General features: G+C 70.7%; 19 protein-coding genes, 1 pseudogene and 1 riboswitch. Of the genes and pseudogenes, 7 read left to right on the plus strand and 13 right to left on the minus strand.

The window, feature by feature from the left end:
* Positions 1-48: 48 nt before the first annotated feature.
* The 5 genes from ACFYZA_RS04520 to ACFYZA_RS04540 form a co-directional block, all read right to left on the minus strand.
* Positions 49-642 carry an anaerobic ribonucleoside-triphosphate reductase activating protein gene (locus ACFYZA_RS04520; protein ID WP_382600487.1) on the minus strand — a complete coding sequence of 198 codons (594 nt, stop codon included), beginning with the start codon at positions 640-642 and terminating at the stop codon, positions 49-51.
* Positions 639-2426 carry a ribonucleoside triphosphate reductase gene (locus ACFYZA_RS04525; RefSeq protein ID WP_388487124.1) on the minus strand — a complete coding sequence of 596 codons (1788 nt, stop codon included), beginning with the start codon at positions 2424-2426 and terminating at the stop codon, positions 639-641. Before ACFYZA_RS04525 ends, ACFYZA_RS04520 begins: the two co-directional genes overlap by 4 nt.
* Before the next feature lie 43 nt (positions 2427-2469).
* A riboswitch (cobalamin riboswitch) is annotated at positions 2470-2644 on the minus strand.
* 118 nt (positions 2645-2762) lie between these two features.
* The gene (locus ACFYZA_RS04530; RefSeq protein WP_388487992.1) at positions 2763-3200 is read right to left on the minus strand and encodes a cytidine deaminase family protein; all 438 of its coding nucleotides are present in this window, start codon (positions 3198-3200) and stop codon (positions 2763-2765) included.
* A gap of 136 nt (positions 3201-3336) precedes the next feature.
* On the minus strand, positions 3337-3999 hold the full coding sequence (locus ACFYZA_RS04535) for an NAD(P)H-binding protein (protein WP_382600491.1): 663 nt from the start codon (positions 3997-3999) through the stop codon (positions 3337-3339).
* 180 nt (positions 4000-4179) lie between these two features.
* The gene (locus ACFYZA_RS04540) at positions 4180-4632 is read right to left on the minus strand and encodes a hypothetical protein (RefSeq protein WP_388487127.1); all 453 of its coding nucleotides are present in this window, start codon (positions 4630-4632) and stop codon (positions 4180-4182) included.
* 476 nt (positions 4633-5108) lie between these two features.
* Here ACFYZA_RS04540 and ACFYZA_RS04545 point away from each other — a divergent pair, with 476 nt between their 5' ends.
* Positions 5109-5930: a DUF2382 domain-containing protein gene (locus ACFYZA_RS04545; protein WP_388487130.1), complete on the plus strand. Its 822-nt coding sequence runs from the start codon at positions 5109-5111 to the stop codon at positions 5928-5930.
* A 422-nt stretch (positions 5931-6352) separates the two neighbouring features.
* Here ACFYZA_RS04545 and ACFYZA_RS04550 read toward each other — a convergent pair whose 3' ends face one another.
* The 4 genes from ACFYZA_RS04550 to ACFYZA_RS04565 all read right to left on the minus strand — a co-directional run bounded on the left by ACFYZA_RS04550 (position 6353) and on the right by ACFYZA_RS04565 (position 8437).
* Complete coding sequence (locus ACFYZA_RS04550) at positions 6353-7099, minus strand: class I SAM-dependent methyltransferase (protein WP_388487132.1); 747 nt, start codon at positions 7097-7099, stop codon at positions 6353-6355.
* A gap of 177 nt (positions 7100-7276) precedes the next feature.
* Positions 7277-7645, minus strand: coding sequence for a PRC-barrel domain-containing protein (locus ACFYZA_RS04555; protein WP_388487134.1), 369 nt, complete (start codon positions 7643-7645; stop codon positions 7277-7279).
* Between the two features lie 230 nt (positions 7646-7875).
* Complete coding sequence (locus ACFYZA_RS04560; RefSeq protein WP_382587942.1) at positions 7876-8037, minus strand: hydrophobic protein; 162 nt, start codon at positions 8035-8037, stop codon at positions 7876-7878.
* 139 nt (positions 8038-8176) lie between these two features.
* The gene (locus ACFYZA_RS04565; RefSeq protein ID WP_388487136.1) at positions 8177-8437 is read right to left on the minus strand and encodes a hypothetical protein; all 261 of its coding nucleotides are present in this window, start codon (positions 8435-8437) and stop codon (positions 8177-8179) included.
* Positions 8438-8842: 405 nt separating this feature from the next.
* On the opposite strand from ACFYZA_RS04565, the gene ACFYZA_RS04570 reads away from it, so the two are divergent.
* The gene (locus ACFYZA_RS04570) at positions 8843-10006 is read left to right on the plus strand and encodes an ROK family protein (protein ID WP_388487139.1); all 1164 of its coding nucleotides are present in this window, start codon (positions 8843-8845) and stop codon (positions 10004-10006) included.
* 18 nt (positions 10007-10024) lie between these two features.
* Positions 10025-10189, plus strand: a pseudogene (locus tag ACFYZA_RS04575) (FAD:protein FMN transferase); the annotation flags it as partial.
* A gap of 28 nt (positions 10190-10217) precedes the next feature.
* Here ACFYZA_RS04575 and ACFYZA_RS04580 read toward each other — a convergent pair.
* Positions 10218-11444 carry a low temperature requirement protein A gene (locus tag ACFYZA_RS04580; RefSeq protein WP_388487142.1) on the minus strand — a complete coding sequence of 409 codons (1227 nt, stop codon included), beginning with the start codon at positions 11442-11444 and terminating at the stop codon, positions 10218-10220.
* Between the two features lie 178 nt (positions 11445-11622).
* Between ACFYZA_RS04580 and ACFYZA_RS04585 the strand changes: the two genes are divergently transcribed.
* The gene (locus ACFYZA_RS04585; protein WP_388487144.1) at positions 11623-12753 is read left to right on the plus strand and encodes a BTAD domain-containing putative transcriptional regulator; all 1131 of its coding nucleotides are present in this window, start codon (positions 11623-11625) and stop codon (positions 12751-12753) included.
* A 100-nt stretch (positions 12754-12853) separates the two neighbouring features.
* Here ACFYZA_RS04585 and ACFYZA_RS04590 read toward each other — a convergent pair whose 3' ends face one another.
* Positions 12854-13522 carry a cutinase family protein gene (locus ACFYZA_RS04590; RefSeq protein ID WP_382587963.1) on the minus strand — a complete coding sequence of 223 codons (669 nt, stop codon included), beginning with the start codon at positions 13520-13522 and terminating at the stop codon, positions 12854-12856.
* Positions 13523-13729: 207 nt separating this feature from the next.
* On the opposite strand from ACFYZA_RS04590, the gene ACFYZA_RS04595 reads away from it, so the two are divergent.
* Both ACFYZA_RS04595 and ACFYZA_RS04600 read left to right on the plus strand, forming a co-directional pair.
* Complete coding sequence (locus ACFYZA_RS04595) at positions 13730-16195, plus strand: penicillin acylase family protein (RefSeq protein ID WP_388487146.1); 2466 nt, start codon at positions 13730-13732, stop codon at positions 16193-16195.
* A 148-nt stretch (positions 16196-16343) separates the two neighbouring features.
* Entirely contained in the window at positions 16344-17408 is a 1065-nt protein-coding gene (locus ACFYZA_RS04600) for an alpha/beta hydrolase (protein ID WP_382587967.1), read from the plus strand.
* Positions 17409-17437: 29 nt separating this feature from the next.
* Here the strand turns inward: ACFYZA_RS04600 and ACFYZA_RS04605 are convergent, their stop codons facing one another.
* Positions 17438-18088 (minus strand): TetR family transcriptional regulator, encoded by a 651-nt coding sequence (locus ACFYZA_RS04605; protein WP_388487147.1) that lies wholly within the window; start codon positions 18086-18088, stop codon positions 17438-17440.
* A gap of 97 nt (positions 18089-18185) precedes the next feature.
* On the opposite strand from ACFYZA_RS04605, the gene ACFYZA_RS04610 reads away from it, so the two are divergent.
* A complete protein-coding gene (locus ACFYZA_RS04610) occupies positions 18186-19037 on the plus strand; it encodes an alpha/beta fold hydrolase (protein WP_388487150.1) in 852 nt (283 codons plus the stop codon).
* A 12-nt stretch (positions 19038-19049) separates the two neighbouring features.
* On the opposite strand, the gene ACFYZA_RS04615 is transcribed toward ACFYZA_RS04610, so the two are convergent.
* Positions 19050-19979, minus strand: a complete 930-nt coding sequence (locus ACFYZA_RS04615) for an endo-beta-N-acetylglucosaminidase H (RefSeq protein ID WP_388487151.1) — start codon at positions 19977-19979, stop codon at positions 19050-19052.
* Positions 19980-20061: the final 82 nt, after the last annotated feature.

The raw sequence follows: 20061 nt of genomic DNA on the forward strand, positions 1-20061 counted from the left end.
GCCCGGCCGCCGTGAGCCTCCTGCCCACGGCGGCCGGGCCACCCCGCGTCAGGTCACCCGCCGGGCCTCCTGCCTCACATGGCCGCGCACACCCTGCCGTGCCAGCCACCGCTCCAGCTCCGCGACGTCCGCCCGGTCGAGCAGCGCCGGGTCGACCGTGGTCCGGATCTGGTGCGGCACCCCGGCGTCCAGGAGCAGGCGCAGGCAACGGGCAGCGGGAGCCGCGCTGTTGGAGACGCCCGTCACCTTCTCGTACGCGGCCGGGGCGGCCTTCACGTCGAAGCCGACCCAGTCGAGCAGCCCCTCCGAAAGGAGCTGCGCGAAGCGGCGCGGATAGGCGCCGCCGGTGTGCAGGCCGGTCGCGAAGCCGAGCGCGCGAGCCTCGCGCAAAGCGCCCGCCAGACCCGCCTGGAGCAGCGGCTCACCGCCCGAGAAGACGACGCCGTCCAGGAGGCCGCGACGGCGCGCGAGATGGGACGTCACCGTGTCCCAGGGCACGACGGGCGCCGAACGCGGAGGCAGGAGACCGGGGTTGTGACAGTATCCGCACCGCCACGGGCACCCCTGGCAGAAGACGGTGGTGACCAGACGGCCCGGCCAGTCGCAGCCCGAAAGCCGTGACCAGCCGCCGATCCGTATCACGCCACGGCCCCCGCGCCTTCACGGAAGTGGACCCGCTCGGCATGCTCGCCCTTCTTGCCGATGTTGAAGGAGGCGACCGGCCGGTGATACCCCATGACGCGGGTCCACACCTCGCAACTGGCCCCACACTGCGCACAGTTGGGGTGCTCTCCCGCCAGGTATCCGTGCGAGGCGCAGATCGAGAACGTCGGTGTCACCGTGAGATAGGGCAGGGAGAAGCGTTCGAGGGAGCGGCGCACCAGACTGCGGCACGCCTCCCCGGTGGAGATCCGCTCCGCCAGGTAGAGGTGCAGCACCGTGCCCCCGGTGTACTTGCCCTGCAGCTCGTCCTGCATCTCCAGCGCCGCGAAGGCGTCATCGGTCCAACCGACCGGCAGTTGCGAGGAGTTGGTGTAGTAGGGGTGCTCGTCCGAGCCGGCCTGGAGGATGCCGGGGAAGCGATCGCGGTCCTCCTTCGCGAACCGGTACGTCGTGCCCTCCGCCGGGGTCGCCTCCAGGTTGTAGAGGTGCCCGGTCTCCTCCTGGAACTCGACCATCCGGGCCCGCACGTGATCGAGCAGCCGGACGGCCAGGCCGTGCCCCTCGGGGGTGGTGATGTCGTGGGCGTCGTGGGTGAAGTTGCGGATCATCTCGTTGATCCCGTTCACGCCGATGGTGGAGAAGTGGTTGCGCAGCGTTCCGAGGTAGCGCTTGGTGTACGGGTAGAGCCCGCCGTCGATCAGGTCCTGCACGGTGACCCGCTTGATCTCCAGGCTGGTGCGGGCCAGGTCGAGGAGCCGGTCGAGCGCGCTGAACAGGCCGCTCTCGTCACCGGCGTGGACGTGGCCGAGCCGGGCGCAGTTGACGGTGACGACCCCGAGGGAGCCCGTCTGCTCCGCGCTGCCGAATAGGCCGTTGCCTCGCTTGAGCAGTTCGGTCAGGTCCAGCTGGAGCCGGCAGCACATGGAGCGGATCTGGTGCGGCTGGAGGTCGGAGTTGATGAAGTTCTGGAAGTACGGCAGCCCGTACTTCGCCGTCATCGCGAACAGCCGCTCGGCGTTCTCGCTGTCCCAGGGGAAGTCCCGGGTGATGTTGTACGTGGGGATGGGAAAGGTGAACACCCGCCCGGTGGCGTCGCCTTCGGCCATCACCTCGATGTAGGCGCGGTTGATCAGATCCATCTCGGCCTGGAGGTCCCCGTAGCGGAAGTCCATCTCCATGCCGCCGATCACGGGCACCTGCTCCCGCAGATCGGCCGGGCAGGTCCAGTCGAAGGTGAGGTTGGTGAACGGGGTCTGGGTGCCCCAGCGGGAGGGCACGTTCAGGTTGTGCACCATCTCCTGGACGCATTGGCGGACCTCGCCGTACGTCATCGCGTCCTTGCGGACGAACGGCGCCATGTAGGTGTCGAAGGAGCTGAATGCCTGGGCGCCGGCCCACTCGTTCTGCAGTGTGCCGAGGAAGTTCACGATCTGGCCCGTGGCGGAGGAGAAGTGCCGTGGCGGCGCCGAGTCGATCTGCCCGGGCACCCCGTTGAACCCCTCGGTGATCAGGGTGCGCAGCGACCAGCCCGCGCAGTAGCCCGCGAGCATGTCGAGATCGTGGATGTGAAGGTCGCCCTCCCGGTGCGCGCGCCCGACCGCCGGCGGATACACCTGGTCCAGCCAGTAGTTGGCGATGACCTTCCCGGCGGCGTTGAGGATCAGCCCGCCGAGCGAATAGCCCTGATTGGCATTGGCGTTGACCCGCCAGTCGCTGCGGTCCAGATATTCGGTCACGGAATCGACGGCGTCGACAACAGTCACGTCGGCCCTCCCACGAGGCGTCGGAACGTCCTCCGGGCGTGAGTACGCGCGGAGCTGCGCCGGCAGGTATCGGACTCGTGGACCCGTGCGGACGCGTCTGCGCCCGACCGTCGTACCCACTCACCGTTGCGGGGCAGTCCCGGATTCCCACCGGGTTCCCTCTTGCCTCGACGCGCGACCTCGGCCACAGGCGTCGAACCGGCAGAACGAAACACTACATCTGCGATGTGGTGTGAGGACTCGACACAAGATGTTGTGTGACCATGGTCCTGTACCAGGGCTGCATCGGCGGGACTTCAGTCCCGCCGGGCGCGGGAGGGCGCCGGGCCCCGGGCGTCAGCCGGTGCTGGGCGGGGTGGCCTGGTCGGCGTCGAGCTGGTGATCGGCCCAGACGTAGCTCTCCGGGAGCAACTCGGCGACGGAGACCGTCCGGAGCCGCTCGCCCGCGCCGACGATGACCCGCAGGGCGGGGAAGTGGTCGAGAAGCACTTGGCGGCAACGCCCGCACGGCGGAACGACCCCCCGGTCACGGTCGCCCACGGCGACGACCGTCTCCAACTCGTACGCGCCCTGGGCCGCGGCCGTGCCGATGAGGACCAGCTCGGCGCAAGGCCCGCCGGTGAAGTGGTACACGTTCACCGCGGTGATGATCCGTCCGTCCGGAGTGCGCCCGGCGGCGGCCATCGTGTGGTTGTCGCCGCGGCAGCGAACACGCGCGACGTCCGACGCGGCCTGGACGAGCTCGTGGTCGACGGGGTGGGACTGGGTCGTCATCATGTCTGCCTTCGTGCGGTGTTCGGTTCCGCGACGATGGCTTGAGCGGTGAGGATGCGCAAGCGGATATGAGCGCGGCCGCGCCGGAAGGTGAGCGGCTCTCGCCGCCTCCCTCCCGCCCGGCGGGCGCTTCGGCTCAGCCGGTCAGCGAGGCGACCGCCTTGTCCACCGGGACGCTTCCGCCGACCAGTTCCAGCGTCCGCCCCGTGGTCGCGGGCTCGTCGAGCAGGGCCGCCAGGACGGAGGCGACGTCGTCACGGGTGATGGCACCGCCTCCGGTGGACTCGGCGAGGGTGACCAGGCCCGTGCCCGCCCCGTTGGTGAGCTGGCCCGGGCGCAGGATGGTCCAGTCGAGCCCGGCCCGCGCCCGTACGTCCGCGTCGGCTGCCGCCTTGGCGTACAGGTAGGCGGCGAATACGGAGTCGGAGCCACGGGGTGCGGGCGCGTTCCTTGCACCCAGGGCGGAGACGACGATGAAGCGCCGCACCCCGGCGGCCTCGGCCGCGTCCGCGAACAGGGAACACGCGGCGCGGTCCACGGTGTCCTTGCGGGCCACACCGCTGCCCGGCCCCGCACCCGCCGCGAACACGGCCGCGTCCGCGCCTTCGAGGTGCCGGGCGAGCTCGTCGAGGGAGGCCGACTCCAGGTCGCACACGACGGGTTCGGCGCCCGCTGCCAGCAGATCGCCCGCCTGCTCCGCCCTGCGGATGATCCCCGCGACCTCGTCCCCGCGCGCGTGCAGCAGCCGTTCGAGCCGCAGCGCGATCTGACCATGACCACCAGCGATGACAATGCGCATGTCACCGACCCTATGCGCCGGGCCGGGGCTCCGCCGGAAAATCACCGATCCTCCACCGCCCCGGACCGCGCCGACCCCGGCGGTCCTGGGGAAGTGCCCATGAGCACAGGGGGACAGGCCCGTGCGGCCGTCGGGCACAGCCCCAACGGCCGCCGCTGTCAGCTCAGTTGGGCCGCGAGCTCACCTGAGGCCCAACTGCTGTTGGCAGGCGCGGACGACCGAGGGGTCGAAGCCGGTGCCCTTGGCCCAGGCACACACCTGGCCGGGGTCGTAGCGGGGGCGGGGCTGCCCCTGATGGCGCTGCGCCGGGGCGGGTGCGGGGTGCCGCGCCGCGGCCCGGCCGTGGGCCGGAGCGCGGTGGGCCGAGTCCGCGGCCTGGGGGCGCGGGCGGTCCGGAGCGGATGGCCCGGCCGGCCGGGCGCTGCCCGTGCCGTGGCTGGTGGGCGCCGGGGCGCCGGCCGGGGCCAGGGTCTCGCGGCCGGGCGGCTGCTCGGGCCCGGGTGACACGGCGGTGAGACGGCCCCCTTCCGGCCCGAGCTCCTTGACGGGTGGCCCGGACTTGGACGCGACCGAGACGCAGCCGGTGGCGAGCAGCCCGGCACATACGACGAGTAACAGACGAGGCCGCCCCATCAGGACGTCTCGCCGCAGGCCGCTACCGCTGTCGTGCGGATGGCGAGGACGGCCGGCCCCGTCGCCATGGTTGTGGTCCTGGCGCGCATGCGCATGAACACCCCTTCGTGAAGGTCTCCCGTACTGGGTGATGTTCGTAGCGGGGAGCGGAGGCCGAAGTCGAGCCGAGCGGAGATCGGTTCATCCCTGAGCGTGAGAAGCGTGATCGTCGCACCGGGGGACCGGCGGGAGCCGGCGAGCCGGCTCAGGGCCCGTCGGACGGCGTCCGGGCACGTGGATCGGCGTTCACACGGATGGCGTAACCCGCACGGCGGCCCCGGATGTGTCCGGCCGGGCGTGGGGACTGGGGTGTGGCCGTTGTGGGCGGGGTGGTTCCGGTCGCCGTGGCGGGTGGGATGTGGCGGGGTTGGAGCGAGGGCCGTGGCTCCGTACGGATGCCGCCGGGCCCATCCCCCGACAGGTCAGGAGTGATCCGCATGAGCACCGGTGACATGTTCAGCCGCCCCGAGGGTCTCAAGGGACTGGTGGCTTACGACCCGGATGGAGAGAAGATCGGCGGCGTCGAACAGGTCTACCTGGCCGACGGCACGGGCCGCCCGGAGTGGGTCACGGTCAAGACCGGCCTCTTCGGCACCAAGGAGTCGTTCGTGCCGCTGAAGGGCGCCCGTCGTGACGGCGACGCCCTGCACGTGGCCTACGCCAAGAGCGTCGTGAAGGACGCCCCCCGTCTGGACGCCGACGAGCACCTCGACGCCACGGCGGAGGGCGAGCTGTACCGCCACTACGGCGTCGACGGCCTCGGCAAGCGCACCCCGGGCCCGGGCGGAGCCGCCGGCAGCGTCGACGTCCCCGGGAACGCCACGGGCACCGACGTCCACGCCCGGTTCGCCGGGGACGAGGACGCCCTGATCCGCTCCGAGGAGCGGCTGCGGGTCGGCACCGAGAACGAGGAAGTGGGCCGGGCGCGGCTGCGCAAGGTCGTCGTCACGGAGGACGTGACCACGACCGTCCCGGTCAGCCACGAGGAGGTCCGGGTCGTGCGTGAGCCGATCCGCGAGGGCGACCGCGCACGCGTGGACATCGGTGAGGCGGAGACCGAGGTGACGCTCCACGCGGAGCGCCCGGTCGTGCGCAAGGAGGCCGTGCCGGTGGAGCGGGTGCGCCTGGAGACGGAGAAGGTCACCGAGCAGAAGGAGGTGTCCGACACCGTCCGCAAGGAAGAGATCCGGTTCGACGACGCCACCGGCAAGGACGAGCGCCGACGCGGCGAGGGCGGCCGGGGCGACAGGCGTCGCTGACCGCATCGCATGCTGTGTTCGTGCTCTCCCGCCGCCCCTCGACCGAGGGGCGGCGGGAGACTGCGTTACGTACGTTCGCCGCGAGGCCGCCGTGACGGCTCTTGAACGCGTCGCGGCGGGGTCGGCTGTGAAGGAGCGCCCGGCGCTCAGCGGCGGTGGCGGTTGTGGTGTGGGCTGCGCCAGGTGAGGACGACTGCGAGGGCGACGGGCACGAGGATGAGCGTCGTGAACATCATGAAAGACGCGTGCCCGTGACTCCGCGCGTTACACAAGGTGTCACCCGTGCGGGACAGTCCGCTGCTGCAACCGCTCCCTTGTTCCACCTGGGTGGATGCCCGTGCCCGGCGCAGTGTCCGGGGTGAACGCATGCGTTCGGGACCTGCGCCGGCCGGGCGCGGGCTGAGGGCCCCGGCGGTTGTCCGTCAGGCGCGACAGCGCAGCATCTCGAAGGCAGGGTTGGAGCGGTAGTCGGCCCAGAACGCGTCCCCGTACGCCTCGATGCCGGCAGGCGACACCGTGGTCGGCACCCACGTGAGTTCGCTGAACCCGGCCTCGGCGAGACAGGTCTCGAACACCTCGCGGCGTGCGAGGCCGGAGGTGAACGAGATCGGCGCGCCCTCCAGCAGAGCGGTGGTCCTCACCCGTGGTCCGGTGCCGAACTCCTCGCCGGTCAGCTCGGTGAGGAAGCCGTACGGGCGCGGCGACGGCCCGGAGAAGTCGTAGTCCGGCGTCTGGTGGAGCATGAAGAACACTCCGCCGCTCCTCAGGCTCTCGTGCACCCGGCGACACAGGTGCTCGAACTCGCCCACCGTCTCGGCATAGTTGAGCAGCATCACGGCGGTCGCCACGTCGAAAGGCCCCTCGGCCGGCGACAGGTCGGCCACATCGCCCACCTCGTACCGCACCCCCAGCGGGTCCGCCCGCTCGATGTCCCGGGCGGCGGCGATCATCTCGCCGGAGACGTCGATGCCGAACACGTCCGCCGCGCCCCGCCGCTTCACCTCACGGCTGTAGAAGCCGGTTCCGCAGGCCAGGTCGATCACCTTCTTGCCGGTGACGTCCCCGACCATGGCGAGGAAGCTGGGCGCCTCCACGTACCGGGCCAACGGCAGGGCCTTGAACCCCTCGAACGCCTCGCCGATCTCGTCGTACGTCTCCTGTGTGCTCACCGCACACTCCTCCCGTAGTGATGTCCTGGCTCGGACACCCGGCAGTCTCTCCATGCACGGCGGAAGGCCCGTACTGGCAGAAGCTCCAAAGATGGGGAGGGCCGGGGCGGTGGTCACACGAACGAGGGGCGGCCACCCGGCATGCGGGTGGCCGCCCCTCACTGTGTTCCGGGCCGGTCAGGCGGGCCGGCCGCCGAAGGGGGCGCCGGTGCCGTAGTAGGTGCCCAACTCCTCGTTGTAACCGGAGTTGCCGAGGTGCTTCTCCCGGTCGAACTCGGGGGCGTTCTTGATCTGCTCCTTGGTGCGGTCCACGTAGATCTTCCGCTCGTCCGCGTCGATGCGCTCGATCGTGCCGGCGGGCAGGAGGACTTCCTTGCCGAAGATCCAGGGGCCGGTGTCGACCACGATGTAGGCGGACCGGGTCTCGTCCGAGTGCTTGTCGACCTTGCCGATGGAGCCGTCCGTCGCCTCGACCTTGTAGCCCGTCAGATCGGCCCCGGCCAGACGGCCGGACGTCTCGCGGTAACCCCACATGCTGTCGGACATGAAAACAACTCCTTCATCAATTGCGATACCAGCGGCCCTTTACCTTCTCTCGATCACTGGAGGAGGCGAGAGATATGTACGGATCCGCTGAATCTGCGGGTGCCCACAGAAAACCGTCCCACGCGGACGGGTTGATATTTCTTTCCGTACGGCCGTTGACACGAGATGTGGGGCCCGCCCCTTCGAAGAGGGCGGGCCCCACATCAAGCCTGGAAGGCCAAAAGGCCTGCCTACCAGCGATACCAGCGGCCGCTGCCGCCCTTCGGGCGGGCCACGAACCCGACCAGCCAGATCACCAGAACCGCGATCGCCACCCACCAAAGGACCTTGAGGGCGAAACCGGCACCGAACAGAATCAGAGCGAGCAGAAGAACGAGAAGCAGGGGAACCATAGTTGTCAACCTCCGGGGAACCGGGTTCCCCGGCGCCGCCGGGACATGCGCTTCAACTTATTCGGGTCTTATTCGCGTCGCCGGCGGTAATTGAGTCGCGACCCGGCCGTTCTCGGACGGCTTCAGTCGTCAGTCGTTCTCAGCCGGTCGGTTCGTCGGGCACCGGATGGTCCGGCCGCCTGCTGCCCGAGTGCGGTGCGCCACGGCGGCCCGTGCCCGCTTCGTCGGTGTCCGGGATCCCGGGATCGGGCCGCTCGCCCTTCGCATCGGGGGCGGACTCGTCCGGGGCTTCCCAGGGGTCGCCGTCGCCGCCTGCCTGCTGGTCGGGCAGATCCCTGGGTATCGGCTCGGGTACGGGAGCTCCGGCGTCTCCCGGTCCTTCGGGCCTGCGGTCGCTCACGATGGGGTACTCGCTTTCGGTCGGAGCTGTGTTCCGCTCCGCGTACCCCGGCGGGCGCGGGTGATTCCGCCCTGAAAACGGCATCCGCGCCGAGTACTTGGCGCACCGGGCACTCGCCGCGCGGCCGCACTGGCCGAGCCGGCTCGCCCCCTTCGACTCCCGACGCGTCCTGTTCACCGGCCACGGTCCGGTCCGGGAACCCTCGCGGAGCACCTTCCGCATCCCACGCAACTAACCTGGTCGCAGGCAGGGCACTTCGACAGGGTTCGGTACGCGGCGGAACGCGCCGCGGACGGGGGAGAGATGGCGGCGGAGCTGCGGCGCGGTGTGGTTCGCGGGGTGGGGATGGGCGGTACGGCCCGGCCCAGTGACCGAGCGTCGATCCGGCGGACCAACCTCGGCCTTGTGCTGCGGCTCCTGCGGGACGCCGGACCCAGATCCCGCGCGCGGATCGCGGCGGACACCGGTCTGCCGCGCCCCACCGTCACCAACCTGGTCGCCGAACTGATCGAGCTGCGCCTGGTGCGCGAGGGGGACTCGCAGCGGAAGGGCGCCGTCGGACGGCCGGGAGTGAGCGTCGAGATCGACGGGCGCGGCATCTGCGGCCTCGGTCTGGAGATCAACGCCGACTACATCAGCGCGGTGGCGCGCTCCCTGCGTGGTGACTGCGTCTTCGAACGCCGGATCCCGCTCGACGTCCGCGCGACCGGACCCGAAGCCGTGCTGGACCTGACGGCGGAGCTGGTCCGCGAGGCCGACCTGGCGGTCGCCGCCGTCGGCGCCCGGCTCGTGGGCGCCGCGTTGGGAGCGCCCGGCAACGTCGACATCACCACCGGCCACGTCGGCTACGCCCCGAACATCGGATGGCGGGACGTGGCGGCCGTCGCCGGACTACGGGACCGCCTCGGCCGAGCCGCCCCGGTGCTGCACCTGGAGAACGACGCGAAGCTCGGCGCCATCGCCGAGTACGTGATCGCCTCGGCCGCCGGCATCCACGACCTCATCTCGATCACGGGCGACGTCGGTGTCGGCGGCGGCATCATCAGCGCCGGCCGGCTCATGCGCGGGGCCCGGGGCTTCGCGGGCGAGATCGGCCATATGCGACTCGCCCCCGGCGGCCGGCTGTGCAACTGCGGCCGACGCGGCTGCTGGGAGACCATGGTCGGCCTCGGCGCCCTGCTGCGCCACGCCGCTGAGCCGGACGACCCCGTCCATGACGCGTCCCTCGACGTCGCCTCGCGCCTCGCCGATCTGCGCGGGCGCGCGCAGGCGGGCGATGCCCGCACGCTGTCGGCGCTCGACCGGATCGCCGACGGCCTCTGCCTGGGCATCGCCCTCCTGGCCGATGTGCTCAACCCCCGCGCGGTCGTGCTCGGGGGCTATTTCCCGGTCTTCGCGGACCAGATCCTGGACCGTGTGCGCGAGGGCGTGGCGCGACGGGTCATGGCGCCGGAATCGGGCGGCTGCGAGATCCTCCCCTCGACCCTGGGCCTGGGAGCGGCGGCGCGCGGCGGGGCCCACCTCGCACTCGACGCCGTGTACGAGGACCCGAGCGCCGCCGTGGTGTGAGGCGCTCGGCCGGCGCGACCCAGCGGGCTCGTCAGGGGCTGGGCCACCGAGGCGGCCTCGCGGATCCTGCGGGCGGCGGGCGCGCGGCACACCTGTGTCAACGGCGGCGGTGACCTCCAACTGGGCTTGGAGGAGGGCGACTTGACACCTTGGCGCATCGGCATCGCGCATCCCCTGCGGCCTACGGATCGTGAGGCGCGCCCCGGCCCGGTCAGCTCGGCTTCGGCGAGTCGTACCGCCGCATCCCGGCCGAGAACCACACCAACGCCAGTACCAGAAGCCACACCAGGCCCGCCGGACGCCTGCCCGCGCCATCGAAGGCGCCCACTGCCGCGCACACGGCGAGGGAGGGGAGCGCGGCGGCGAGGAGACGGCGGAGGCTGCCCACCCGGGTCCAGTGGGCGAGGCCGGTCGCGACGAGGAGATAGGCCCCCAGGGCGGTGGCCATCATCCAGGCGGTCTGATGGGGGAGACCCCCGTCGGCATGTTCCACCAGGACACCGACTCCCGCCGCGAGCGCCGCGACGGCGCCGGTGACGAAGCAGTGCAGGCCGAGCAGGACCCGGGTGGGCGGCGAGGCGGCCCCCAGGCACGGGACGCCGCCGCGCCCCCTGCTCAGGGACAGCGACCACAGCAGCACCAGCAGGGCGAAGGCGCCGGCGACCGTCGCGTACAGGCCGCGGTCCCAGTGGGCGTCCGAGGCGGCCTCGACGATCTGGTAGACGCCCTCGCCCAGCACGATGATGGAGAACAGGCCGAGCCGCTCGGCGAGATGCTCGGTGTCGGTCTCGACGACGGCCAGGTCCCGGCCGCGAGCTTCCCTACGGCTTTCGGGCGCGGCGGCGCGACCCTGCTCCCGTGTGCGCCGGTGCTCGGCGCGCTCCCGCAGGGTGCGCAGCAGGTGTTCCCTGGAGAACGCGAAGGTGACGTACAGATCCATGACGACGCCGAGCGCCCAGAGCCAGGGCCGGGCCGGCCCGTGGACGAAGATGGAGACGGTCCACGGCACCGCGCCCGCGGTGAAGGTGACCGTCGGCCAGTCGACCACGACCTCGCGCCGGTCGCCGAACGCGTTCCCGCCGATGAACCGCGTGACCGCGTACGCGACGGCGAACGCCGTTCCCCGGTCGCCCTGTTGGACGCCGTGCACGGCCGCCGCCATCACGGTCAGGCCGAACATGCCGATCAGCAGGATGCGGGTACGGGTGCGCTCACCCGCGACATTGCCGTACAGCGTCAGGGACAGCCAGTTCGTCCAGAACGCCAGGTAGAGCACGATGTACAGGCCGACATCGCGCCAGCCGGGCTCACCGTGCAGCAGGTGTGCCAGCTGGGCGACGCCGGCCACCGCGACCAGATCGAAGAAGAGCTCCAGCCAGGAGGCGTGCCGCTCCCCGCCCGGGGTCGATACCAAGGTGTTCACGTGAGTGTCGGCCACGGACAGACCCTACTGCCGCTTCCGGGCACTTCGATCAAGGACCCCGTCGACCGCCCGGAGGCCAGGGCGACCGCGCTCGACCGGTGCTGACCCCGGATCATTCCGGATGCCCCGCACGAGGCCGGCGCCACTAGCTTGGCGATCGCGTCCGCCAGACCGACGAGCCCGGGGAGCAGTGATGCCGACGACCGCCACCACCGGCCGGCCAACGGCCACCGCACTGGGACACCAGGAGCGCGAGGTGCTCCAGGCGATCGGCTGCGGACTGCGGGACGACGAGATCGCCGCCGCCCTCGCGATCCCCAAGGACGCGGTGGCCGGGCACGTGGCGCGCATCCTCGCGCGGCTGGGGCTGCGCGACCGGGCCGCCGCCATCGTGCACGCCTTCGACTGCGGCCTGGTCGTCCCCGGCCACGGCCCCCGGTCGCGCACGGCGGGCCCGGCGGCGCGTGCGGCCATCGGCCGGGCAGCGGCACCCGAGGTGCGGATCTCGGTCCTCGGCCCGCTCCAGGCATGGCGGGACGGGCGGCCGCTGGACCTGGGTCACCTCCGTCAGCAGGCCGTCCTCGCGGCGCTGGCGCTCGGCGCCGGGCGCGCCGTCAGCCAGCGTGAACTGCTCGACGGCATATGGGGGTTGGAGCCGCCGCTCACCAATGTGATCCCGGTGTACGTCTACCGACTACGCAAGGCCCTGCGCGCCGGGGACGGCCCGGAACCGGTGATCGAGCACGACCGCTGCGGATACCGGCTGGTGCCCGGAGCGGTCGATGTGGACGTGGTGCGGGTGGAGCGACTGCTCGCCGACATCACCCGGGCCGAGCGCGCGGGCGACGCTGCCGAGGCGGTCCGCGGGTGCGCGGGGGCCCTCGACCTGTTCCGGGGCGAGCCGCTGGCGGGCCTGCCCGGACCGCTCGCGGAACTGGAGCGGATGCGGCTCACCGAGAGCAGGCTCGCCCTCATGCAGCGCAAGCTGACGTGGCAGCTCCGGATGGGCCAACACCCGCAGGCCATAGCCGAGTTGTATGCCTTGGCCGGGGCCCACCCCCTCAACGAGCCGGTGGCCGCGATGCTGATGCGCGCCCTGTACCGCACCGGCCGGCAGGCCGACGCCCTGACCGTCTTCGAGCGGGCCCGATGCCGGCTGGCCGAGGACCTGGGGGTCGGGCCGAGCCGGATGCTGCACAGCACGTACCGGATGATCCTGCGCGGGGACGAGGCCGGACTCGGGCTCACCAGATCCATCGCGGCGCCCTCGACGACGCCGGGTGCGCGCGGCGGGGAGCTGCTGCGGAGCTGCTCCGCCTCCTGACGCGCACGCGGAACCTCTCCCGCCAGCAGTCGGCCGACGGCAGGTGGCGGGCCCGTGCCCCGGTCGACGGGCGAGCCGGGGCACGGGCGCCGAGCGCTGTCTACGCGGGGTACCAAGCGCCGTTGTACCAGACCTCGTTGGCGCCGTCGTTGTGGTGATCCATGTTGAAGTCTTCGGGGTAGTTGTTCACGTGGTTGGCCGGGTAGGTCCAGATGCCCGCCGACTCGTCGCAGACGTAGTCCCAGTGACAGATGGTCTTGACCGGGATGCTGCCGAAGTTCTTGTCCGCGCCGGCGAGCGGGGCGCCGATGATGCCGCCGAACGGCACGGACCCTCCGTTGGCCCCGGGAGGGCCCTGGCGCTTGGGGTCGGCGACGAGGATGGCGTTGACGTTGTCGAAGGTGCGGTTGTTCTCGCTGACCCAGATGTGCACGACCGCGGCCCCCAGGGAGTAGCCGGCCATCTTGACGTGCTGCCACGGACACGCGGCACGCTGGTCGCGGACCAGCCGGTTCAGCTCGTTGACCCCGGCCCGGGCGCTCGCACCGTTCGGGATCTGGGTCGGGTAGCCGACGTGCTGCTGGATGTTGCCGGTGAAGCCGTCGTTGTTCCAGGAACTTCCGGTGCCTCCCACCACGATCGTGTACGTGCCGTCGCACGAGGCCGCGGCCCCCGTGGTGGCCGCCTGTGCGGTGGTCCCCTGCGCTGCCGAAAGCCCTGCTGTCAGCAGAAGTCCGGCCGCGGCGGCTGCGATCCTACTGGCTCGCATGTCGATCCTCCCCATGTTGGTGGCCCATGCGTCGGCGTTCCGAAGCGTGGGCCGAGTCACCGGACGAGACTGGCAGCGGGGGATGACATCCCGATGAAACCCCGGAACCCCAACTGCCGCGCTCGGCGACTCCATCGGGATTTCATCGCACCCGCCTACCGTGTGCGCGTTCGGACGAGGGCCCGGAGCACAGGAAAGGACGGCTCGATGGCGCGGAGGAGATTCGGAGCGAGGCTGCCGATGGCGGTCATGGCCGCGCTGGCGGTGATCAGCACCATGACGGCCGCGGGATCACCGGGCGCCACACCATCGGCCACCGCACAGGGTCCGGACAGGCCGACGATCCGGTACACCGAATACGGCATCCCGCACATCACGGCCTCCAACTGGGAGGGCCTGGGGACGGGTTACGGATACGCCGCGGCCAAGGACAACATCTGCACCCTGGCCGACACCTATCTGATGGTCAACGCCCAGCGGTCCCGCTATCTGGGACCCGACGGCAGGACGAGCCCCGGCGAGCAGCAGAACACCACGACCAACCTCAACAGCGACCTGTACTTCCAGCGCATCAACAACAACCGCGTGGTGGAACGGCTGCTCGACCAGCCCGCCCCCAACGGGCCGGAGCCGGAGGTCAAGGACGCCATCCGTGGCTACGTCCAGGGGTACAACCGGTACCTGGCCGAGACCGGCGTGAACAACATCACCGACCCCGCCTGCCGGGGCGCCGCCTGGGTGCGGCCGATCACGGAGCTGGACGTCTACCGGCACGCGCACGCCGAGATCATCATGGGCAGCGCCGACGCGCTCCTCGACGGCGAGGTGAACGCCGTGCCTCCGGGGGCGTCGGCCGCCGCCGCGCCGCCGGCGTCCTCACCCGAGGAGACCGCCAAGAAGATCCGCGACGCCATGGCCGCCACGCGTCAGCAGAGCATGGGCAGCAACGCGTTGGCCGTCGGATCGCAGGGCGTGTCCGGGGGAGCGGGCAGCATGATGCTGGCCAACCCGCACTTCCCCTGGCAGGGCAAGAACCGCATGTGGCAGAGCCAGTTGACGATCCCGGGGAAGGCCAATGTCTCGGGAGCGAGCCTGCTCGGCTTCCCCGCCGTGAACATCGGCCACAACGACAACGTCGCCTGGAGCCACACCATCGCCACGGTGGCCCCGTTCGGCCTCTTCGACGTCCAGGTGGATCCGCTGCACCCGACCAACTACCTCGTCGACGGCGCCTGGCAGCCGATGACCTCGCAGCAGGTCGCGGTCGATGTGCTGAACAAGGACGGCACGCTCGGCAAGGTGACCAGAACCCTGTGGTCCACCCGCTACGGCCCCGTCACCGCATCGGTCCAGGGCATCGCCCTGCCCTGGGTGGTGAGCGCGCACGCGGTGCGCGACGCGAACATGGACAACCTGCGGGCGATGAACACCTGGTTCCACCTCGACCAGGCCACGGACGTACAGGACGTGGTGAACACCCTGGAGACCACCGAGGGCATCCCGTTCTTCAACACCGTCGCCTCCGACCGCAAGGGCAACGCCCTGTACGCCGACATCCAGGCGACTCCGAACATCACCGACGAACACGCGCAGTCGTGCCTCACCGCGACCGGCCGGCTGCTGTTCAGCCAGGCGCTGCGGCTGCCGAACGTGCCGCCGGTCTCCATCTTCGACGGCAAGCGCAGCGAGTGCGACTGGCCCGACGACCCGAACGCGGTCGCGCCGGGGCTCCTCGATCCGCACAAGCAGCCGCGCCTGATCCGCTCCGACTTCGTGGGCAACGCCAACGACAGCGCCTGGCTGGCCAACCCCGAGCAGCCGCTCGCCTTCCCCCGGGTGATGGGCGACACGGCGCAGCCCCGATCGCTGCGCACGCAGGAGCTGATCCTGACCGCGCAGAACCGGATCAACGGCACCGACGGCCTGCCCGGCAGGGGCTTCACGCCGGAGACCATGCGTCAGTTGCTGTTCGCCGACAACAGCCGAGCGGCCGACCTCGCCCTCGACGCCACGGTGTCGATGTGCCAGAGCCAGCCCTTCGGGCTCATCCTCGTGGACGGCAACCTGGTCAACGTGAGCGAGGCGTGCCCGATCCTGGCCGCCTGGAAGGACCACAACTACACCTCGGACAGCCGGGGTTCATGGCTCTTCGAGAACTACTGGGCCTTCCTGCTCGGCGGGCAGGCGATCGAGAAGCTTCCCTGGCGGGTTCCCTTCGACGCCAAGGACCCGGTGCACACGCCCAATTCGCTGGACTCGGGAAGCTCCGCCGTCCGCGACGCGTTCGGCCGGGCGGTCCTCGCCCTGCGCAAGGCGGGGATCCCGCTCAACGCGCCGCTCTCCGACATCCAGAAGGTGACGCGCAACGGGGAGCAGATCCCGGTCCACGGCGCCGTCACCGAAGTCGGCGTGCTGAACGTGGTCACTCCCGGCCAGGTCGACGGCAAACCGGACATCACCTTCGGGTCCAGCTTCATCCAGCAGGTGAAGTTCACCGCCGACGGGCCGCCGCAGGCCTCCTCGGTGCTGGCCTACTCCCAGTCGGCCAACCCGAACTCGCCGCACTACGCCGACCAGACCAAGCTGTTCTCGGCGGGCCAATGGGTCACCGAACGCTTCACCGAGGACCAGATCGCGGCGTCTCCGGTGCTGGAGACCAAGGTCCTGGACTGAGACCGGCGCACGGGCACGCCGGGACCTCCGCGACGGTCCCGGCGTGCTGTTTCATCGGGACGTCATCGCGTCCCGATAGGTTCCGGGTCGCACGAAGACGAGGCTCACGAGGGGGCATGCTGCAATGCGGAGAACGAGTCGATGGCGAATGGTGGTGGCCGTGATGGCCGCCATGGTGGGGGCGGCCCTGCCGGCCGGCGCGGCCCGGGCGGACACGGCCGGGTCACCTGCCACCACGCCGCCGCCGCTGACGAACGGGTTCGGCCTGACGCAGGTCGACACAGCGGCGGGGAGTTCCACCAACTTCTCCATCACGGTGACCACCCCGGAGGTCGCGGGCAAGCACCACATCAAGATCATCCTGCCGAGCGGCTACTACGACGACCCGGCCCGGCGCTACCCCGTGCTGTACTTCCTGCACGGCTCGCCCGACGATCCCGTCCAGCAGAACTATCCGGCGCTGACCATGTCCAACTCGATGATCACGGTCATCCCCGACGGCGGCGCTCGGGGCTGGTATGCCAACTGGCTCAACCAGAACACCCCGGCCGGTGCCCAGAACTGGGAGAACTTCCACCTCAAGCAGGTGATCCCGTTCATCGACGCCAACCTGCGGACCGTCGCCACGAAGAAGGCCAGGGCCGTCGCCGGGGTCTCCATGGGCGGGTTCGGGGCCCTGCACTACGCCCAGGACCACCCCGAGCTGTTCAGCCAGACCGCGTCCCTGTCCGGAGACATCGACCTGTCGGCCAACGCCATGGACCTGAGGCTCGCCGTCGTCGCTTCCCTCATCGACGCGCAGGGCGCGATCTGTGGCTCGGCGTCCGGCGTCTGCGATCCCAAGGACGACCCGTACAAGCCGGGCGTGGACAGTGACGCCCTGTTCGGTTCGCCCTATCCGATCTTCAACGCCGACCGGAAGTGGAACGAGGTCGACCCGTCCCAGCACATGGACAAGCTCGCCGGTGTCGGCGTCTCCATCTACGTCGGCAACGGACACGGTTCGCCCACCGACCTCGAATTCTGGCTCGAAAGCGCGTCCAAGCACGTCAAGGACAGCATGGACGCCATCGGGATGCCCTACTACTACGTCGACTACGGCGACGGCTCCGCCTGGGGCACCCAGTGCAACGGCGGCCACAACGGCGGCTGCTGGGAGCAGGACCTGCGCGATCTGATCCCGAGGCTGGAGCGGTCCTTCGCCTCCGCCTGACGCCCCCGCCGCCTCGCCCCTGGGGCGGCTCAGCGATCCCCAACGCCCTTGTGCATAGCCCGAGTTGAGGCATCTCGTCCCGCGAGGGTCGTGCGCAGGGTTTCGATCCACCAGCCGACCAGACGATCCCGTGCGCTCGCGTCGAGCCCGACGCTCCTGCGGAACTCGTCGCCGAACAGCGGCTCCGTCGCCACTGCTTGGTGCAGTGCGGCCACCGTGAGCTGGACCGCCTCCCGCGAAGGAGGTGTCCGGCCGGTGGCCGCACCGTCGGTCACGGCCCGGGTGTGCAGGCGGTCCACCGCCTCGTCGAGCATGCCGCTGCCGGTGTCCCGCCACCCCAACTGCCGCAGAGCCAGCGCCAGTTCGGCATAGCCGTCGGCGTAGAGGCCGGCCAGTACGTGGACGAGCCGGGCGGGGTCGGCCGCCCCGTCGCCGCCCCACTCGTCTAGGGCGGCCCGCAGTTCGGACTTCAGCCGCGCCCCGCCGAAGCGCAGCAGCGCCGAAAGGAGTTGTTCGCGGGTTCCGAAGTGGTGGTTCACCGCGGCATCGGACACGCCGACCTCGGCGGCCACCGCCCGCACCTGCACGGCCGCCGGGCCGCCCGCCGTGAGCAGCTTGGCCGCCGCCTCCAGGATCTGTCGCCTGGCCTCTTCGGGTGTGCGTCGTACTCGGGTGGTCACCCCTCGACCTTACCTTGACCTGCCAAGGCAAGCGTCTTACCTTGAGTAGTCAAGGTAAGGGGATGGGCAGATGGACGGGCAGGCCATGATTCCTTCGATGACCGACCTGGCGGCGGCGCTGGGCGTACGGATCCACGACCCGGGACCGCCGTCGGAGTTCCACCTCTCGCGCGCGGGCTGCCGGCTGCACGCGTTCGACTGGGGCGGGACGGGCCCCGAGGTGCTCCTGCTCCACGGCGGCGGACTGACCGCGCACACCTGGGACTTCGTCTGTCTCGGGCTGCGCGGGGCGGCCCGGCTCATCGCGCTGGACCTGCGCGGACACGGCGACAGCGGCTGGTCCGAGGACTACCGCATCGCCACGATGGCCGAGGACGTCATCGCCACCGCCGACCACCTCGGCTTCGACCGCGTGCGACTGGTCGGCATGTCGCTCGGCGGCGTGGTCGCCGCCCATGTCGCCGGCACCCGCCCCGACCGGGTCGAGCGCCTGGTGCTCGTCGATGTCGCGCCCGGCGTCGACTTCGAGAGCACCGGGCGGGTACGGGCCTTCATGGCCGGCCTCGGCCCGGTCGACGACCTCGATGCGGTGGTGGACGCCGCGATGCGGGTCAGCCCGCGAGCCCACCGCGCGAGCGTCACCTACCGCATGCGCTCCCTGTTCCGCCGGGCGCCCAACGGCGAGTGGGTTCCGAAGAACGACCCGCGGCCGCCCGACTTCCCCGCCATCCTCGCCGCCATCGAGCAACTCGCCTCACAGCTGGGCGAGTTGCCCGTACTGCTGGTACGCGGCGGGCGCAGCAGGGTGCTCCCGCAGTCCACCGCCGAGCGCCTGGTCGGGCGCGTGCCGGACGGTGGACTCGTGGTGGTCCCGGACGCGGGCCACAACGTGCAGGAGGACAACCCGGTCGCGTTGACCGCCGCCTTGCGCGCCTTCCTGGCGCCCTGATGGAACGTGCGGCTACGGGGTGTAGACGGCGCTGCTCCCGTACAGCTGCTGGGTGAAGCCGGAGACGTAGGTGTGCCGGTCGGAGCCGTCCAGGTTGTAGGTGAGGTACACGCCGTAGCCCTCACTCACCGTTCGCTTCGCGAGGTCGGCCGCCGTGCTCGACGGTGTCGCCCTGACGTCGATGGCCGCCGGCGAAAGCGCCGACTTGGGCAGGGCGATGCCCGGGACGCCCCAGGTGCCGTAGTACGGGTTCCAGGCGTAGTTGAACTTCGACGAGATGTTCACACCGCCGTACGACAGCCTCGACGCCGCGGGGCCGATGTTGTACAGCGAGATGAGCTTGTCCGGCATGTTCGCGCGCAGCGCGGAGACCAGGTGAACGAACGAGCTGCTGTTGGGCTGGCCGGTCCCGTTGTTGCCGTATTCGGCGTACTCGTCGTCGAAGTCGATGCCGTCGAGGCCGTACTTGCCCACGGCGTCGGACAGTTGCTTGGCGAACGTCGCGGCGGCGCCCTGCGAAGGGAAGTTGGCGAAGCCCGCGCCCTGGTGGTTGCCGAGTACGGACAGCATCACCTTGATGCCCTTGGCCTGCAGGGGGCGGATCTGGGTCTGGGCGTTGTCGAGGACCCGCTGCACGTTCTCGTTGAAGTACAGGTACGCCGACTTCTTGGTCGTGTCGTAGTTGATGTTGGCCGCGAATATGACGGCGACGTCGAACACGTTGCCGCCCCCGTTGGCCAGGGTGTACTTGCCCACGTTGAGCATGCTGTCGTTGTTCACCTCGATGTAGGCCACCGAGGTCGGCCCCTTCTTGGCGGCCGCCACGGGCGACCGGGTGGTCGACGCCGCTTGAGTGGTCGCCGTCGCGCCGCCCACGAGGGCGGCGGCGGCCAGGAGCGCGAGAGCGGCGGTCCGCACTCTGCTCCGGTCGAAGATGCGCATTGTTCATCAGCTCCCTGTCACATGGACTTGCCTCATGAACGCGTTCGTTGAACCAGCGACGGGAGCCTGCCACACCGGATGC

Source organism: Streptomyces sp. NPDC001828, assembly GCF_042892175.1.
In the GTDB taxonomy this organism is placed as follows: Bacteria; Actinomycetota; Actinomycetes; order Streptomycetales; family Streptomycetaceae; genus Streptomyces.

Coding starts and splice junctions, on each gene's coding strand:
- ACFYZA_RS04535 (WP_382600491.1), bottom strand. CDS start 3,999: ATGCGCATTGTCATCGCTGGTGGTCATGGTCAGATCGCGCTGCGGCTC.
- ACFYZA_RS04600 (WP_382587967.1), top strand. CDS start 16,344: ATGGTGGTGGCCGTGATGGCCGCCATGGTGGGGGCGGCCCTGCCGGCC.
- ACFYZA_RS04590 (WP_382587963.1), bottom strand. CDS start 13,522: ATGCGAGCCAGTAGGATCGCAGCCGCCGCGGCCGGACTTCTGCTGACA.
- ACFYZA_RS04545 (WP_388487130.1), top strand. CDS start 5,109: ATGAGCACCGGTGACATGTTCAGCCGCCCCGAGGGTCTCAAGGGACTG.
- ACFYZA_RS04585 (WP_388487144.1), top strand. CDS start 11,623: ATGCCGACGACCGCCACCACCGGCCGGCCAACGGCCACCGCACTGGGA.
- ACFYZA_RS04555 (WP_388487134.1), bottom strand. CDS start 7,645: ATGTCCGACAGCATGTGGGGTTACCGCGAGACGTCCGGCCGTCTGGCC.
- ACFYZA_RS04530 (WP_388487992.1), bottom strand. CDS start 3,200: ATGACGACCCAGTCCCACCCCGTCGACCACGAGCTCGTCCAGGCCGCG.
- ACFYZA_RS04560 (WP_382587942.1), bottom strand. CDS start 8,037: ATGGTTCCCCTGCTTCTCGTTCTTCTGCTCGCTCTGATTCTGTTCGGT.
- ACFYZA_RS04615 (WP_388487151.1), bottom strand. CDS start 19,979: ATGCGCATCTTCGACCGGAGCAGAGTGCGGACCGCCGCTCTCGCGCTC.
- ACFYZA_RS04595 (WP_388487146.1), top strand. CDS start 13,730: ATGGCGCGGAGGAGATTCGGAGCGAGGCTGCCGATGGCGGTCATGGCC.
- ACFYZA_RS04610 (WP_388487150.1), top strand. CDS start 18,186: ATGACCGACCTGGCGGCGGCGCTGGGCGTACGGATCCACGACCCGGGA.
- ACFYZA_RS04540 (WP_388487127.1), bottom strand. CDS start 4,632: ATGGGGCGGCCTCGTCTGTTACTCGTCGTATGTGCCGGGCTGCTCGCC.